This is a genomic window from Oceanobacillus sp. HCA-5259 (assembly GCF_037892815.1).
Classification (GTDB): Bacteria; Bacillota; Bacilli; order Bacillales; family Amphibacillaceae; genus Oceanobacillus; species Oceanobacillus indicireducens.
The window spans coordinates 47,316-63,959 of the sequence record NZ_JBBKBV010000004.1 but is presented as its reverse complement, the minus strand read 5'-3'; the positions used below and the strand labels follow the sequence as shown (position 1 = coordinate 63,959).

General features: G+C 39.0%; 19 protein-coding genes and 1 riboswitch. Of the genes, 11 read left to right on the top strand and 8 right to left on the bottom strand.

The genetic code is table 11. The annotated features are described in order from the left end of the window. Positions 1 to 236 precede the first annotated feature (236 nt). Positions 237 to 563, bottom strand: a complete 327-nt coding sequence (locus tag WKU33_RS03765) for a hypothetical protein (RefSeq protein ID WP_340453288.1) — start codon at positions 561 to 563, stop codon at positions 237 to 239. A gap of 122 nt (positions 564 to 685) precedes the next feature. Between WKU33_RS03765 and WKU33_RS03760 the strand changes: the two genes are divergently transcribed. After that, positions 686 to 1,597, top strand: a complete 912-nt coding sequence (locus tag WKU33_RS03760) for a DMT family transporter (protein WP_340453286.1) — start codon at positions 686 to 688, stop codon at positions 1,595 to 1,597. 46 nt (positions 1,598 to 1,643) lie between these two features. Here the strand turns inward: WKU33_RS03760 and WKU33_RS03755 are convergent, their stop codons facing one another. Beyond that, on the bottom strand, positions 1,644 to 1,811 hold the full coding sequence (locus tag WKU33_RS03755; protein WP_156856322.1) for an FbpB family small basic protein: 168 nt from the start codon (positions 1,809 to 1,811) through the stop codon (positions 1,644 to 1,646). A 427-nt stretch (positions 1,812 to 2,238) separates the two neighbouring features. Continuing rightward, positions 2,239 to 2,424, bottom strand: coding sequence for a Spo0E family sporulation regulatory protein-aspartic acid phosphatase (locus tag WKU33_RS03750; RefSeq protein ID WP_156856323.1), 186 nt, complete (start codon positions 2,422 to 2,424; stop codon positions 2,239 to 2,241). Between the two features lie 113 nt (positions 2,425 to 2,537). Between WKU33_RS03750 and lepB the strand changes: the two genes are divergently transcribed. The 4 genes from lepB to WKU33_RS03730 all read left to right on the top strand — a co-directional run bounded on the left by lepB (position 2,538) and on the right by WKU33_RS03730 (position 6,232). Next, positions 2,538 to 3,068, top strand: a complete 531-nt coding sequence (gene lepB / locus WKU33_RS03745) for a signal peptidase I (protein ID WP_188857083.1) — start codon at positions 2,538 to 2,540, stop codon at positions 3,066 to 3,068. Positions 3,069 to 3,677: 609 nt separating this feature from the next. Next, positions 3,678 to 4,829, top strand: coding sequence for a zinc ribbon domain-containing protein (locus WKU33_RS03740; protein ID WP_340453280.1), 1,152 nt, complete (start codon positions 3,678 to 3,680; stop codon positions 4,827 to 4,829). A 33-nt stretch (positions 4,830 to 4,862) separates the two neighbouring features. Further along, positions 4,863 to 6,005 (top strand): S1C family serine protease, encoded by a 1,143-nt coding sequence (locus tag WKU33_RS03735; protein ID WP_340453278.1) that lies wholly within the window; start codon positions 4,863 to 4,865, stop codon positions 6,003 to 6,005. 101 nt (positions 6,006 to 6,106) lie between these two features. After that, complete coding sequence (locus WKU33_RS03730; protein WP_156856326.1) at positions 6,107 to 6,232, top strand: YjcZ family sporulation protein; 126 nt, start codon at positions 6,107 to 6,109, stop codon at positions 6,230 to 6,232. 77 nt (positions 6,233 to 6,309) lie between these two features. On the opposite strand, the gene WKU33_RS03725 is transcribed toward WKU33_RS03730, so the two are convergent. Both WKU33_RS03725 and WKU33_RS03720 read right to left on the bottom strand, forming a co-directional pair. Continuing rightward, positions 6,310 to 7,674, bottom strand: coding sequence for a TrkH family potassium uptake protein (locus tag WKU33_RS03725; protein ID WP_156856327.1), 1,365 nt, complete (start codon positions 7,672 to 7,674; stop codon positions 6,310 to 6,312). Between the two features lie 28 nt (positions 7,675 to 7,702). After that, the gene (locus WKU33_RS03720; RefSeq protein WP_156856328.1) at positions 7,703 to 8,113 is read right to left on the bottom strand and encodes a YwpF family protein; all 411 of its coding nucleotides are present in this window, start codon (positions 8,111 to 8,113) and stop codon (positions 7,703 to 7,705) included. 156 nt (positions 8,114 to 8,269) lie between these two features. Here WKU33_RS03720 and WKU33_RS03715 point away from each other — a divergent pair, with 156 nt between their 5' ends. The 6 genes from WKU33_RS03715 to spoVAE all read left to right on the top strand — a co-directional run bounded on the left by WKU33_RS03715 (position 8,270) and on the right by spoVAE (position 12,232). Then, positions 8,270 to 9,007 (top strand): hypothetical protein, encoded by a 738-nt coding sequence (locus tag WKU33_RS03715; RefSeq protein ID WP_336252703.1) that lies wholly within the window; start codon positions 8,270 to 8,272, stop codon positions 9,005 to 9,007. 24 nt (positions 9,008 to 9,031) lie between these two features. Continuing rightward, entirely contained in the window at positions 9,032 to 9,772 is a 741-nt protein-coding gene (nfsA, locus tag WKU33_RS03710) for an oxygen-insensitive NADPH nitroreductase (RefSeq protein ID WP_340453275.1), read from the top strand. A 152-nt stretch (positions 9,773 to 9,924) separates the two neighbouring features. Beyond that, positions 9,925 to 10,377, top strand: a complete 453-nt coding sequence (locus WKU33_RS03705; RefSeq protein WP_156856331.1) for a YhcN/YlaJ family sporulation lipoprotein — start codon at positions 9,925 to 9,927, stop codon at positions 10,375 to 10,377. Between the two features lie 17 nt (positions 10,378 to 10,394). Beyond that, a complete protein-coding gene (gene spoVAC / locus WKU33_RS03700; protein WP_156856332.1) occupies positions 10,395 to 10,868 on the top strand; it encodes a stage V sporulation protein AC in 474 nt (157 codons plus the stop codon). 1 nt (position 10,869) lies between these two features. Then, positions 10,870 to 11,874 (top strand): stage V sporulation protein AD, encoded by a 1,005-nt coding sequence (spoVAD, locus tag WKU33_RS03695; protein ID WP_340453273.1) that lies wholly within the window; start codon positions 10,870 to 10,872, stop codon positions 11,872 to 11,874. A 7-nt stretch (positions 11,875 to 11,881) separates the two neighbouring features. Next, a complete protein-coding gene (gene spoVAE / locus WKU33_RS03690) occupies positions 11,882 to 12,232 on the top strand; it encodes a stage V sporulation protein AE (protein WP_188857094.1) in 351 nt (116 codons plus the stop codon). Positions 12,233 to 12,494: 262 nt separating this feature from the next. On the opposite strand, the gene WKU33_RS03685 is transcribed toward spoVAE, so the two are convergent. The 3 genes from WKU33_RS03685 to WKU33_RS03675 form a co-directional block, all read right to left on the bottom strand. After that, entirely contained in the window at positions 12,495 to 13,475 is a 981-nt protein-coding gene (locus WKU33_RS03685) for a zinc-binding dehydrogenase (protein WP_340453272.1), read from the bottom strand. 276 nt (positions 13,476 to 13,751) lie between these two features. After that, positions 13,752 to 14,330, bottom strand: a complete 579-nt coding sequence (gene thiT / locus WKU33_RS03680; RefSeq protein WP_188857096.1) for an energy-coupled thiamine transporter ThiT — start codon at positions 14,328 to 14,330, stop codon at positions 13,752 to 13,754. 121 nt (positions 14,331 to 14,451) lie between these two features. After that, positions 14,452 to 14,556: riboswitch (TPP riboswitch) on the bottom strand. Between the two features lie 55 nt (positions 14,557 to 14,611). Next, positions 14,612 to 16,390 carry a M3 family oligoendopeptidase gene (locus WKU33_RS03675; protein ID WP_188857097.1) on the bottom strand — a complete coding sequence of 593 codons (1,779 nt, stop codon included), beginning with the start codon at positions 16,388 to 16,390 and terminating at the stop codon, positions 14,612 to 14,614. Between the last annotated feature and the right edge of the window lie 254 nt (positions 16,391 to 16,644).

Sequence of the window (16,644 nt, the reverse complement as noted above, 5' to 3'; positions counted from 1 at the left end):
TCCGAACAAATGATAAGAAAGAGCATCAACAACCGCTCCGGGAATATACTACGCTTTCCGCAGGCGGCTGGTGAGCCTCCTGCTGGAGTCTCCGTATATTCCCGGAGTTAGTTAGCAGTTTTGTTCGGATTTAATTCATATTAGAATAGTTATGTCCCAGCCTCTTTAAACGTATCTTTTAATAAAATCATATAATTAAAAAATGCCCTAAAAAGGGCGTGACAGCATTCAACTGTTTACACCCTTTTACGGACAATTCGTTTAAATACGAACTTACACCCCAAACCGAGGAGCAGCAATAACCCATAAATTCCAATGATCTGTAGTAAATATGGCAGAAATATTACTGCATGCCCTTCTTTCTTTCCAATGATTAATATAAAAAAGAATAGATTCAGAAAAAAGCTGCTCCCCACAATAAAAGCGAGTAAATAATCCCTTTCTTTCCCCCACTCGACCAGGCGTCTAGCTAAAATAAACATACATAATAGCAGTAATAAACCCGCGATAATAAAAAGGAAATCATAATGAAAAATTATCAATTCAGAAAAGAAACGCTCCATGGACGAAACCCTCCAGCTAAGTAACTTAAATAGCCTCATTATTCCCATTTCACGAAATTACTATACATTTAAATACTTTACTAATATAATGATATGAAAATGGAGGAAAGAGAGCGATACTGGTGAATAAAGCATTTATTTATATTCTTATTGGAGCGGCGTTATGGGGAACAATCGGTTTTTACGTAAAGAATCTCTATACATACGGCTTTACTCCGATGGAAGTTGTGACACTGCGGGTATGGACATCAGCTTTTATCCTTGTCTTGTATTTATTGTGTACCACCCCGAAGAGCTTGAAATTACATAAAATAACAGATATTAAATATTTCATTGGCACTGGCGTATTCAGTATTGTATTTTTCAATTATTGCATGTTTACCGCTATAGAAATATCATCAATCCCAGTTGCTACCGCATTACTTTATACAGGACCAACGTTTGTCACAATCTTTTCTTATTTTTTATTCAAAGAACCGTTAACACGGATTAAAATCATTGCCCTTTTCATTACATTGTTTGGCACGAGTCTTGTCGTTGGATTAATTCCCTTTGATAAAGAAGCATTTAAGTGGGGAAGTATCATTTTCGGAATTGGTTCGGCAGTCGGCTATGCACTGTACAGCATATTCAGTAAATATGCCCTAAGGAAATATACATCTTTAACTATTACAACTTTCACATTTTTAACTGCGGCAATTGCTTTAACCCCTTTCTTTCCTTATAAGGAAAAAGCCAGCTTGCTAATAGATCTAGAAGTACTGCTTTATGCATTCGGTTTAGGACTGCTGCCTACTGCTGTCGCATACATTATTTATACCCATGGATTGAATCAAACAGAAGCTTCAAAGGCTTCTATTCTGACGACGGTAGAGCCTGTCGTTGCAACGTTAATTGGCATCTTCATCTTCCAAGAGGCGTTTTCATTCATTCAGATGCTAGGAATGGCTTCTATTATCGCCGCTGTCATTATTGTTCAAGTGTATAATAAGCGTGATAATCATATAGTTGATAATCAAAAAATTAGAGCATAAAAAACGGGGAGTCGTTCTAGCCTCCCCATTTTTTCATACTCTATTATTATTCATTAGAAAAAAGTTCAGCGTCTTGCTCGCGTTTTTTTCTAGCATTCGCTTCATGTCTTTTTTCCAAACGCATCTCCAGCTGATTAATGCTATTTTCATCCTCTAGCATTTCTCTTATATTTTGGCTGACGAGTTGCTCAAAACTCATACGTTTAGGTCTCATCTTTTTGCACTCCTTTTCACATACTAGTTTCATTATACCCTATTTTCCGCTTTTCTAATCTAAATTATTTGAACATTTTAGGAACTTTAATTCAAAATTGACGGAAAATTATCATTTCAATTATATTATATGTCATTTGCTGATAATTTTCAAACAAATCACTCTTTTGCTTACAATATTCCCGCAATACTTCTCGGCATATGTAACCGTTTGTTCATAAAGTGAAACTTCATTCAGTGGGGAAATCCCCCCCCACTGAATGTTAGTTGAACAGAATCAGGGATTTACGGTCTGTATATCCCACCTTAACATTTTGGTTTTCCCTATTAGAGGTGGGGGATTACAGACCGTTAATACGTGATAATTACAAAGTTTTCGCTCCGAATTATACTCTTCTATCACATTAGAAGATTTACTTCAAATTATTTTATTGTTTTGTTTTTATTTTAGGAGACGACACCTGTTTTACCCGTTCGTATTCATTCAATAACTGGTCCAACTCCTTACTGATCGTAATGCATTTTTCATGATTCAACCCATTTTCCTCCGCTGTTTGAATCATTTCTTTACGTAGAACTTCAATTTGTTTAAGCATATCCATAAGCGTATCCATTAAAATTATAGCACTCCTTTAATTCATTAGTTGTCATGAAAAAAGTTCGTCCTTTACTGTCGATAATGCAAGGAAGTTATGCTACTATAAAAAGTGAATTAAAATAGAAAAGGATGGTAGCATTGGCTACAAAACGAAAATCCGAGTGGTTTGAATGGCTAAAAGCCATTGCAACCGCTGTTATTATTGCCCTTTTAATCCAAAACTTCGTATTTGCCACATCGATCGTTGAAGGTGATAGCATGGAACCGACACTCGAAAATGGCGAAAGACTCATCTTTAATAAAATGATTTATCTCCTTAATGAGCCTAAGCGCGGAGATATTATCATCATTCAACAAACAGATAAAAATTATGTCAAGCGAATTATTGCTCTTCCTGGTGAAACAGTTGAAATCAGAAATAGTGAATTATATATTGACGGAGAAAGATACATCGAAACATTTCTGAGCGAAGAAATTAGCAGCAAAACTGGAGAATTCGGCCCGATAGATGTTCCTCAGGATAGTTATTTTGTGATGGGAGATAACCGTGCGATTAGTAAAGACAGCCGTAACGGCCTTGGATTTATTCAGCGTGAGGAAATCATTGGAAGGTCAGAACTCATTATTTACCCAATTAGTGAATGGGGTCGAACAAGATAAAGTGAAACTTCATTCAGTAGGGGTTTCCTTTCCTCCCCCACTGAATGTTAGTTTAATAGAATCAGGGACTTACGGACTGTATATCCCCCACCTTCACATTTTGGGTTTCCCTCATGTTTAGAGGTGGGGATATTACAGACCGTTAATGCGTGATAAAACAAAGACGCTAGTGCCCTTACATTATGTTTCGCGATTCGTTTCGCGGGCGCCCGGGACTTCGATTACTTGTCTCACCGAAAAGCGTTATACTAGCAGATCAGTAGCCCAAGCAGAGCCAATGCGGCTACAGTTAGAAACTCGTTATTCACAGCGTCTTTATTTTATAGTTTTCTGAAGCAACAAAGTAAACAGGGCAGTCGAGTGTGGCTGCCCTGTTCGAATCATTACTTTTCATTATCTAATAAACAGTAGCCCATGTTTAGGATAAGAATGCCGAAGAGAACAATTACATAAATTGTTTCCATTCATATGCACCCCTTTCATAATTTATCATTTATTTCATTCAAAATTAAAGCTATGTATCTCATCATCCCTCTTATCATATCAATTTTTTCCTTTTAAATAAAGTATTTATGATAAAATAATAAAGATTATTGGAGGTGGTAGACCATGTATTATTGCCCAAATTGCGGGACCAAAGTGAAAGAAGATGAGCATTTCTGTTTAAAATGCGGAAGACCGCTGCCGGATATAGAGGCAAGACTCGAACCCGCAAGATTCCAAAAATGGTGGATACTCCCGATCGCCATGTTGGTCATTGTTATAAGTAGTATTTTTATATCATCCCTCTACTTCAATCATCAATCTGCAAAAGCAATTGAATTATATACGGAAGCGCAAGAATCCCTGCAAGAGGGTGATTATGCACAGGCGAATCAACTTCTTCAGGATTCTCTGCGCCACCGGAAAGATTTCAACCAGGCTCAAGTAGCGTTGCAATACACAGCGGAAGCGATAAGCATTGGAGAACAATTGGAAAAAGCAGAGCAACTCCTGCATACCGAAGATTATAATGAAGCACTCGACATTCTCCATCTAGCAGAAGATAAATTGAAGACATATCAAGGTCCTGTTGTCAGTGAACTGGTGGAAAAGATTGATCAAACGCACGCTTCTGTCCTTATGGAACAGTTAAAAGCGAAACTGGAAAAGAGTCCAAGCATGAATGAAATTCGGATGCTCATTTGGGAAGCAGAAGAAATAAATCATCCAGAAGCGAATGAAATTGTCATGCAATTACGGAATGAACTCATTGAGTATACTTTCTCAACAGCAAGTGAAGCATTGAATCATAAACAATTTAACGATGCCCTTTTAATTACAGAGGATGGATTAAAATACGCACCAGATTCCGAGAAGCTACAAAGTTTACTAGCAAATATTAATAAAGAAAAAAGTTCTTTTGAAACTGCAGCAAAGGAACGTTTGGAACAAGCAATGGATACCGTCTACCAGGAACATCAAATGAATGAGAACGATGCGATTGAAGTTGTCTCTATAAAAGTGGAGAATGATGAAGATGGTAGAGTTATAGTTAATGGAGCAGTGAAGAGTAATGCCACCGTTCCTATCAATTCAATACTTGTTGATTACGCCCTTTCGCGGAAGGGGGAGGAAATTTTAACGAATGAAATATTCGTCTATCCAGACACACTCTACCCAACCGAACAAGGTAAATTTGAGTTTACTCATTTTGATTTAAAAGACAAGTCCAGTGAATTGGAAGCAGAAATAATAAGAATTACATGGTATACCGACTGATCAATCGGATACTGATATCTGAGGTGAAGCTTCATGAAACAAAGACGATACCCCGCTATTCTCATAAGTATTGTCATTCTGTTAATTGGCATGTTTATTCTGTTCAAGATGTATTCCGACTGGAAAAATACGGAGCTTACTGTCAATCAACCGTTTGTTAACCACATTGCCGAAAATAGCAAGAATCTAGATTTGAAATCAATTATACACGAAGCGGAAAAAAGCGTGATCCAAATTGAAGGGCATAATGAATACAATACAATTACCGGGTCCGGATTTTTATATAACAATAAAGGTGACATCATTACAAATGCCCACGTCATTCAAGATGCGGATGCAATCTACGTCCGTACATCAAATGCAAGATTTTATCCTGCCGCTGTTGTTGGAATGAGTGATGATACAGACATTGCAGTCATTCGTGTACCGCAACTCGCCAATCGCGAACATCTTTCCCTCTCTAATGATTTAGCGGAGATCGGGGATGAGGTCATTGCTCTTGGCAGTCCACACGGCTTCCAGAATACTGTTACACTAGGAATTATTTCAGGTACGGAGCGAGACTTGGATGTTGATGGATTTCATTATGCCAATGCCTATCAAATTTCCGCACCGATCACCCATGGTAATAGTGGCGGTCCTCTCATTAAAAGAGAAACTGGTGAAATCATTGGTATTAATTCTGTTGGGATGGACGATGGGATGTTCGGATTCAGTATCCCGATAAACGAAGTAATTGACATCGTAAAAGAATGGTCCAATGAGGCTGTTAATGAAGATTTAAAATTTGCCAGTATCACAGATATTGTAAATAACATAAATATGGAACAAGGTGTACAGGATGCTAATTACCTAATTGAGTATTTCTGGGACAGTATCGGCATCCGTGATTATATCAGTGCCTACTCACTTCTTGGGAGCAGCCTGCAACAAAGCACTTCCTATGCAGATTTTAGGAACCAATATATTCATATTATTGATTTAAGAATAACGGATCCAGAAAGTGAAGTATTAGATAATAATCAAATTAAGACAACAATTGAAGTTGATGTCATTGAACGGGACAGCAATCAAGATAATGAAAAAGAGCAAACGACTTCTCATCAATTTGAATTTATCTTTGCTTATGAAAATGACCAATTGAAAATCATAAAAATAACAGATACAAGCGATTAATTGGTTTTGTTTGGTGCCTCCTTGTCCTTTTCTGTGCGAATGACTATACGTTTTAAGTTTTCCTGCATATAGTAACACTGTAGATGTGGGAGGTGAAACATATGGGCTACGGATTTGGCGGTGGCTACGGATGTGGTGGCTACGGCTACGGTTATGGCGGCAACTTCGCTTTAATCGTAGTACTTTTTATTTTGCTAATCATCGTTGGAGCAGCATTTTTCTACTAAGACACGAATAATAGCTTGTGCATACCCCACCCAATGCACAAGCTATTTTTGTTTATCATTTTTAAACTTCCTTATCACTAACCGATAATGATCCTTTCTTTCGGGTAACGGACATTACTCTTCGTTACGCGTCGCCTAAAAATAAGCAAGAAAGTGATGATGCCGACTCTCCCGATAAACATGAGGAGCATCAGCAAAACTTTACTTACAATACCAAGGTCCGCAGTAATGCCCATCGAAAGTCCAACCGTACCAAATGCCGAAGTGACCTCAAATAAAATCTGCGTTAAAGAGAAATCCTCAACAACCGAAACGAGCAAGACTGAAACAAACATAATGAAAAATGCAACCAATGTAATTGTCACAGCTTTCCTCAAGTCTTCTTCGTGAATTTCTCTGTTAAAAATCCGCACCTGCTTCTTCCCGCTAATATACGTTAAGATAAATAACATCACAAGGGCAAAAGTGGTCGTTCGGATCCCCCCACCTGCACTACTCGGCGAGGCACCGACAAACATAAGAAATGACATAAAGAGCTGATTTGCATCTGTTAGCTGGCTAACGTCAAGTGTCGCAAGTCCGCCACTTCTCGTCGTCACAGATTGGAAAACCGCATAGAAGAGGGCTTCATGCCAGACAACTCCCTTGAAAAACCCATTATAGTCCAATACAAATATCCCGATGGCTCCAATGAGAATCAATGCGAAGAAAGTTGTAACTGTCACTTTAAAAAATAAAGAAAAGCGATACGTCCTATTTTTCTTCCTTTTGCCAAGCAAGAACTCTTTCCCTTCAATTAAAACAGGAAAACCTACCGCTCCAAAAATAATTAAGAACATGACCGCACTTTGAATAAAATAATCGCCACGAAGCGGGACCATTGATAAGCCTGTCAGATCAAAGCCTGCATTCGAAATAGCTGTAATCGTTGTAAAATAACCATGAAAGAAAGCTTCTGGTAACGATTCATAATATCTTAAATAATAAAAACCTAAAATAATAACAAAAAGCAGCTCAACAAACAAGAGTAGAATAATAATTTGCTTAATTAAACGAACGATTCCCTTAAAACTTGGCTGGTTCTGGTCCGTCATAATTAATCTTCTTTCGATTAAACCAATTTTTTTACCGATTAATAACCAGATTAACGTACTGATCGCCATCACGCCGACAGCTCCAAGGTGTAAAATAATCGTCAGAAAAATAATTCCGGTAGTGCTGAATGTATCAACAATTGAAATCGTGCTTAATCCCGTGACACTGAGCGCACTAACAGCTGTAAATAAAAGATCGATAAATGAAATAGATACATTTTCCTTATATGCTATAGGTAAAGCAAGAAGTGCAGTCGAAAAGATGACTGCAACGATATAAAAAAGCAACAGCAGTTGAACTGGGGTTAACCGATTCAACCAAATTAGTTTACCATCACGAATGTTCATTGCCGAGATACTCCTATGACTTTAATTTTCAAAGATATTCTTTAAACTTATTCAGCAAGTCTCCTCCTCTGTTCCCTTCCTTCATCAATTTCTGTAAAATTCCCTCTAACTTATTTGTCTTGTGGTCCACCATCGTACCGAGGAATAAAATGTTTATATTATCACCAATCTGATTGATACCAATGATGGACGTCATGAAAGTTGCCAATTCATTCAACTCTGTTGTAATTTTGACATGGATAATCAATTCTTTATAAGTTTCTTTTAATTCTGTGAAGTAATCCAAGAGATCACGCTTCGTATATGCTTCGATTAACCAGCGATTTTCTTTATCTTCCCGATTAATACTTAATCCGTCGATTAGCGGGATATGTACGGTTTGATATGTATCTGAATGGAATTCTACAATTTGCAGCTGTTTTAATTTAAACGTCTTCATCCTAATTTCCCCCTCCATTTCGTTATATTGAAGTGTATCAAAAATTTTACAAGATGGGAATAAAACTTAACAATTTTTTAAAATGCAAAGCAACTGCATGTTTATAAAAAGTAGTGTACAATTGGATAGTGAAAAAACTACTAGGGAGCGGTTACTATGCGAATGATTCTTCCTGTCGCGCTCATTGTAATTCTTTTATCAGCTTGTATTGAAAACGATACGATTTCTCCAATTCATAAAGCTGATTTAGATCTTGAACCGTTGACAACATCCGCTGCAACAGAATCTGAACCATTGGATCAAGAACCTGAAGATATAGAGGACTACGCAGAGTTTACAATTAATGAAGAAATCGTCTCCCTATCCATCCGTGATATTCCAATACTCCATCAGTTTCTAGAAACTCAGAAAAAACCACAGCAAGCACTTAAAGAAATGGAACTGGAGAAGTATATATTGGGGCTCGAAGAATTCTTTATATTGCGTTTCTCCTGCCATCATGACCAATGTTCTTATCTTCTCTTACATCCAGATCAACATAAGCCTGCATTTCTAGTGGCAGATATGGCAACATATGAAAGTCACACGTTCTCTCCAGATGCAACAAAAGTGGCTTTTCACTTTACCCGCCCGGGAAATGGACATTTGACTCCTGGTCATATTGTTATATTCGATCTTCAAGATTGGACGACTGTCTCAATGGTAAGGGACAATGAAAAAACAGGCAGCCTCGGTTTTTCATGGCCGATCCTATCATTCGAGTGGATAGATAATTCATCGCTTGCAATTGATTTTCCCGTTTTGACCGAACCGAGCGAAGAGGCTTGGGACGCTTGGAACGCATTAGAAGAACAACCTGCTATCACAACAACTTATAATCTAACAATCGAATAATTTTAATATAAAGGAGAGCAACCAATGAACGAAACAATTAAATTACTCCACAATCACCGCTCTATTCGAAAATTCACACCAGAGAAATTGACGAAGGATGAAGTAAAAACAATCGTAGAAGCTGGGCAACGGGCCTCGACTTCAAGTAATGTTATGGCCTATTCCATTATTGGCGTAACAGATGAAAGCATAAAAAAAGAATTAAGAAAAGTCTCTGGGCAACCCTACGTAGAGAAGAATGGCTACTTATTTGTTATCTGTGCCGATTTAAGCCGGATTGCTAATCTGGATTCGAACGGGGTACAAGGAAATGTTAAGCAGAATCTGGAAAGTACGGAACAATTCATCGTCGCGACTGTAGATGGTGCGTTAGTGACGCAAAATATGGTTATCGCTGCGGAATCTCTCGGGTTTGGCGCATGCTTTCTTGGAAGCTTACGGAACGATATCAACCGGGTTGACGAGCTTCTGAAGCTCCCGGCATATGTTATCCCGCTATTCGGTCTAGCTGTTGGCCATCCAAATCATGAGCCCGACATTAAGCCTCGCCTGCCATTCGAAGCAGTATTCCATAAAAATACATATGATCAAGCAAAACATACGCATATAGAAGATTATGATCGAATCCTGTCAGATTATTACCAGCAGCGTGATTCAAATCTTAAAGATGATAACTGGTCGAAGCAAATGCTCCGAAAATATAACGTACCTACCCGTATGGATGTCGCAGCATACGTACAAAGCAAAAATATGAATAGACATTAAACATCAGGTTAACCTTGCCTGATGTTTTTTTCTTCTTCCCCAGCTTCTCCTAAATAATAGGAAGTAAATTCCAAGTATATTTCCGAGCGATTTCCCAATGCTAAAAACTGTAAGTTCAAGAACATAAGACCTTGTAGAAAGGTGTGATTCCAATGAAACCTAATGTATTTGCAGTTCCCTTTCTTCTCTTCCTTATATTGAGCGCTTGCGCAACGAATGACACTGGACAATCAGCAAGTGAAACAAACTCCTCCATCCTGCGCACTTCGACCAATTTTAAACAAGAAACAAGTAACCATGCAAAAGAACTTATTGAACAAGAGCATGATGTCAACGAAGTGATTGCAATCAATAATGACAAAGTGATTATGGTTGCCGTCAATCCAAAACATCATGACCGTTTGCAATTAAAAGACTTGAAGAAGGATCTGAAAAACACGGTTGAAACTACATTCAATAAACATGAAGTTGAACTATCAACAGATCAGAAAATCTTTCTCGAATTAAAGAAACTGGAACAACGGTTAAATAGTGGGGATTTATCCAAAGCTGAATTAAATAAAGAGTTAGAAAGAATCCGCAAGCTTTCTAAAGAACAGACGTAAGGAATGAGGTGTTTTACATGACAGAGCAAAAAAATGAGCAAAAGAAGGCTAAACAATATCAATCCTTTGAGGAAAAACGAGAGACGAAGCGACCAATTTTACTTAACTGTGTAAAAGCCTTCCTTATCGGTGGCCTTATTTGTTTAATCGGACAAATAATCACTACCTTTTATATTTATTATTTCGACTTTACCGAACAAACAGCAGGCAATCCAACGACTGCAACGCTCATTTTCATCACGATGATTCTGACAGGTTTTGGCCTCTATGATCGCCTAGGTCAATTCGCTGGTGCCGGTTCTGCAGTTCCCGTTACGGGGTTCGGTAATGCAGTTATTTCTGCAGCGATGGAGCACCGTACAGAAGGTTTTATTATCGGGGTAGGGACAAATATGTTTAAACTTGCTGGTCCCGTCATTGTATACGGTGTATTTGCCGCATTTATTATTGCATTAATCAAAACGATTTTCCTGCAATTGGGGGGCTTATAATATGTTACTTGGAAAGCAGACATGGGAATTTAAAAATCGACCGGTCATTCTCGCTACCGGTATAACGGGAGGACCATTTGAAGCAGATGGCCCTCTCCGCAGTGATTTCGACCATTTATTTGATGATGGCTGGCTTGAAGAGAAGTCTTTTGAGAAAGCACAGCAGCGTTTAATGGAAGAAGCAGTTAAAATTGCCTTAAAGAAAAGCCCAATCGAAAAAGAGCAGGTAAATTTCTTTATAAGTGGAGATTTAATCAATCAAATTACTCCTACAACATTTAGTGCCAAGGCATTGGCGATGCCTTACCTCGGCTTATTCAGCGCTTGTGCTACCTCTACAGAAGGGCTCGCATTATCCGCTGCTTTACTTGATGGCGGATTTGCCGACTTTATTGTAAGTGGCTCATCTAGTCACCATGCCGCAGCGGAAAAACAGTTCCGCTATCCGAATGATTATGGCAGTCAAAAACCCCCGACTTCGCAATGGACAGTTACCGGAGCGGGTTGTGCCGTTCTCAGTAAGCAAGGGAATGGTCCAACTGTGACCTCTGCAACAATTGGGAAAGTCGTTGACATGGGAATAACGGATCCTTTCAATATGGGAGGGGCAATGGCCCCTGCTGCAGTGGAAACGATTCAAACGCATTTTAAGGAAAGAAACGTAGATGAAACTTATTACGACCTGATTATAACTGGAGATCTCGGTAAAATTGGAAGAAATACTTCTTTTGATTTATTAAAGCAACAAGGCATTCAACTAGAAGATAAGCAATACGTGGACTGTGGTATGACGATTTACGGTCCCGATCAACCTGTTCAAGCAGGTGCAAGCGGCACAGCCTGTTCAGCAATTGTCATGTACGGGCATTTTCTGAAACGGATGATGCAAGGAGAGTTTAAACGGATGTTACTCGTAGCTACCGGCTCTTTGCACTCCCCATTAAGCGTTCAGCAAAAGGATTCGATTCCCGCTATTGCACATGCAGTCTCAATTGAAATGGAGTGACTTGTTCATGATATTTTTCTGGGCATTTGTTATTGGTGGTCTTATTTGTGTTATTGGACAAATTATGTTTGATGTATTCAAGCTCAGTCCTGCTCACACATTAACAACTCTCGTAGTTTTAGGTGCTATTCTTGACGGACTCGGTTTATATGAACCGTTAATTGATTTCGCTGGGGCAGGTGCGACTGTACCGATTACAAGTTTTGGGAACTCTTTAGTCCATGGAGCCATGGCTGAAGCTGAGAAACACGGGCTGATTGGCGTTGTTACAGGGATGTTTGAAGTGACGAGTGCCGGTATTTCAGCAGCAATTATTTTTGGAGTTCTCGGTGCCATTCTCTTTAAGCCGAAAGCCTAGTGTTTTGTAACAGACAGATCTTTCACTTATGTTATCAAAAGAACATTAACAACCATATTCGCACCGCTAGCGCTTGCTGCCTTTTACTCCTTTTTTCAAGCGGATTAGAAAGCAAATGTAACATTCTTTCGGATTGTAGATGGAGGCATATTCCTAGCCAAAATTGACGGCGAAAAAGGGGATGTCCACTTAATTTCGTTACAGACCGTGGTTTTCAGTTCCGATAAAAATAATAGGACCGGGAAATTTACCGGTCCTATTTCTATTCGATTAATAAAGCAATTTTACCAAACTGGCTGTTCACTTCCAGATGATTGAACGCTTCTTGGGCATCATCCAGTTCAAAGGTTTTATCCATAATCGGTCTTATTTCATGCTTTTCCATATGGGCTAATACCTGTTGCAACTCTTCACGACTTCCCATCGTGGAGCCGAACAATTGATACTGACCATAGAAAAAGGCACGTAAGTTAAGGTCGATTTCATCCCCAGCTGTAGCTCCGTAAATAACAATTTTTCCGCCTTGCTTCAATACGTCCAACGAACGATTAAACGTTGCTGCACCTACACTGTCAATCACAAGATCAATCTGCTCGTTCTCCAATTCCTTTTCCCAATCACTTTCCGTTGAAATGGCAAGATCCGCTCCGATCTCCTGGGCCTGCTTCAACTTTTCATCACTTCTTGAAGAAACAATCACGCGTGCACCGATGCTTTTTGCAAATTGGATGATATACGTGTTCACCCCACTACTTGCTCCAGGAATAAATACGGTCTCTCCTGCTTTAATATTCCCCTTAGTCACTAATGCACGGTAACCTGTCAATGCAGCAAGAGCGAGCACACCGGCTTCTTCCCATGTTAAGTAATCTGGCTTCATTTCTACTTGTTCTTCATTGATCACAATTTTTTCGGCAAAAGTTCCGTGATCAGGCATTCCGAGGATGTCAAATCCTTTTGGTGGTGCATCACTATTTTCGTGCCAGTTAAGTGATGGATTGATGATGACTTCATCCCCCACTTTAAAACGAGTAACATCTGCTCCAACTGATTCGACGATCCCCGCTCCATCCGAACCGAGGATTAAAGCTTCTTTATCGTTACCTCTCCGGTTCGGTATATAGAGATCTCTCCTGTTCAGACCCGCTGTTTTTAGCTTAACAACAATTTCATTATTTCCCGGCTTTGGTTCGGGCATACTTTTTAGTTTTAATTCTCCATATTCCACAACAAATGCCTTCATTTCCACTTCCCCTTTCGTATGCACTTTTATATCTATTCAGATAATTATCTTCTATTATCAGCGACTTTGGGCGAATTATCAACCAGAACGAATTGATTCTTTTTTATAATGTTGTGCTGAAAATTCTTCTCTGAAGATTCGCAGCCTAAACCTTGAGACTCCTGCGCCGGAGAGATCTACGTATTCACTTTGAAACAGTTAAACTAAAAAAATCTCTCCTTAATTTGGGAGAGATCATTATTTTTACAGTTGCAATGTGAGCGGATAGATTGCGGTTTAGCTTGATGCTAGGTTGAGCAATGCGCGCGGTTGTTTGTGGAATAGGAAAAATACAATCACTGCTGACAATACAAATGACGGGAACATGTACGATGAATTATAGATAATCGAATACACCCAAACTGATTGTCCCTCAATCGCTGCTGAACCGAAAAATACTGCCCCAGCAACGGTATGTGCAAGGAAACGCAACACAGAACCAAGCAGTACACCCGCCGTTATATACGTTAGGTACACTTTTGTCCGCCCGTCCCGTACCGCTTCTTGAACTTGTCTTGCGAACAGACCGGCAAAACCGATCACCGTAAAGGCAAGTGTATAATCAATGAACCCCTGAAGTGGCGTCAGAATATATGCGTTCCCCGTTGCAATCTGTAACATCCCCCAGAGGAAACCGGATACTAATCCACCTTTTAATCCCCAACGGAACGCTACTATAAACACCGGAATCATTGCAAAGGAGACCGAACCACCTTGCGCCCAGATTTTAAACGATATTGGCAAGATATCTAAAAGCAACGCCAAAGCAGTGAAGATTGATACTTCAATTAAAAATAGTAGTTTATTAGACTTCATTCGTTATAACTCCCCTTTTTATAAGCTTTTTATAAGCTATTTTGAACAACTTTTTTAAATACAAAAAAAGCAATGCCAAGGGAAGGTTCCTGATGGGGAATCCGCTCACATTGCTTTTTATCCATCAAAAAACCATCATCCCTACGCTAGTACTAACTAACAGGTTCAAAGGGTCTGAGCAATCCTCGTTGCCCACTCTCAGCTATTAGCTCCCCCTGTTGGCTTTTTCTATGCTTTTTTCGTTAACCCTATTATAGCTAATGTACACTTATAAAACAAATTTACAGTTTAAGAAACGCTTCGACGTCCTTGATGCAAAGCTCGATTGCAGCTTCCCAGAAGTCCGGTTTTGTAAGATCGACTTGTAAATGTTTCATCGCAAGCTCTTCTACCGACATCCGTCCCGTATCTTCCAGTAATGCAATATAGTCGTCTTCAAAGCTCTCTCCCAGCTCTTTTGCGCGGGCATAAATACCAAGACTGAACAAATAACCAAATGTATAAGGGAAATTATAGAATGGTGTCCCTGTTATATGGAAATGAAGTTTCGACGCCCAGAAATAAGGATCATATTCATCGAGTGCATCTTGATAAGCCTCTTTCTGTGCTTCCACCATCAATTCATTCAATCTTGCCGGTGAGACAAAACCTTTTTCTCTTTCTTTATAAAAATTTAATTCAAAGATAAACCGGGCATGAATATTCATAAAGAAAGCAACACTTCGATTAACTTTATCTTCAAGTAAAGCTTTCTTTTCTTCTGCTGTTTCTGCCTGTTCAACTGCTGCATCAGCGACAATCATTTCCGCAAAAGTTGAGGCCGTTTCCGCGACGTTCATTGCATAACGTTGATTAAGACCATGAACGTCATTCATCACATGCTGATGATAAGCATGACCAAGTTCATGGGCTAACGTGGCAACATTCGATGCTGTTCCGGAATACGTCATAAAAATTCTTGTTTCCTTACTATCAGGAAAACTTGTACAGAAACCGCCAGGACGTTTGCCAGGCCGATCTTCCGCTTCAATCCAACGTTTTTCAAAAGCTTGCTCAGCAAAATCCGCCATCTTTGGGCTAAAAGAACGGAATTGATCCATAATAAATTTGGCGCCTTCTGTATAGCTCAATTTTTTAACATGGTCGGTAATCGGTGCATCGACATCATAGAAGCTTAATTTATCTATATTCAATAGTTCTGCTTTTTTATTTATATAAGCGACAAAAGGTTGTTTATTATTAGCTATCGCTGTCCACATCGCATCTAACGTTTCTTGCTTCATCCGATTGATACTCAGCGGTTCTTTTAATACATTTTCCCATTTGCGGTGCTTATACATTTGTAGTCTAAAACCTGATAAATGATTCAATGTTTGTGCAAATAAGGATGCTTGTTTATTCCATGCATCGTTTAACTTATCAAATACTTTCTTTCTAGTTGCTCGGTCGCTTGAAGTTAACAGATTGGAGGCCTGACCAATTGAATAGGACTCTATCTTTTCTTCCCCTTCAATTTCCACTGTCATATTCCCTACGATTGTATTATACATTTGATTCCATGCATGATAACCATCGACAGCAAGATCATTAATCAGCACTTCCTGTTCCACAGCAAGTAAGTCCCGTGCTTTATTACGATATTCTGATAATACATACCCTATTTCTTGTAACGCTTCGTGCTGAATGGTTGCTTGCCATTCCTCGTCCGGGATTTCCGCAAGTTTCTGCATGAAAGTTGTCAGCACGCCATTAAACGAAGCTGAAAGTGTGCCATATTCAGCAACTAGTGTTTTAGCCCCTTCATCCGTTACATCTTGCGCACTTAAACAACTGACGAACGCTCCAGCCTCACGAAGTTTGAACATTGTCTTCTCCAATTCCTTTATAAACTGGCTAAGCATCGTGGAAAATGAATCTACCCCCACTTCCAATGTGGTGAATTGGCCTTCTAATTGTTTAATCTCCGTTCGAATCTGACCAAGATAATCTCTGAATTGCTGTGACGCACTTCCTCCTGGAAATAGTGAATCCAAATCCCAAGTTGGATTATATTCTTTCATTTCTCTTCCTCCTTCTTCTCCCCATATTATTGTATCGAAATATCTGAAGGATTGCATTATTAAGATCCATTTACACGGAAAACAAGTTTGAGATAGTCTATTTAGTGGTATTTGAATAATGGTTTCGTTTTGTTAATTTATCCTTAAATAAATATTTTTTAATTAAGATATATTGACATTACCGATTTATTAATTTATACTAGGTAACAGAAAGTAAGTATTGAGGAATACTTAATAATATTTGGAGGGATTTT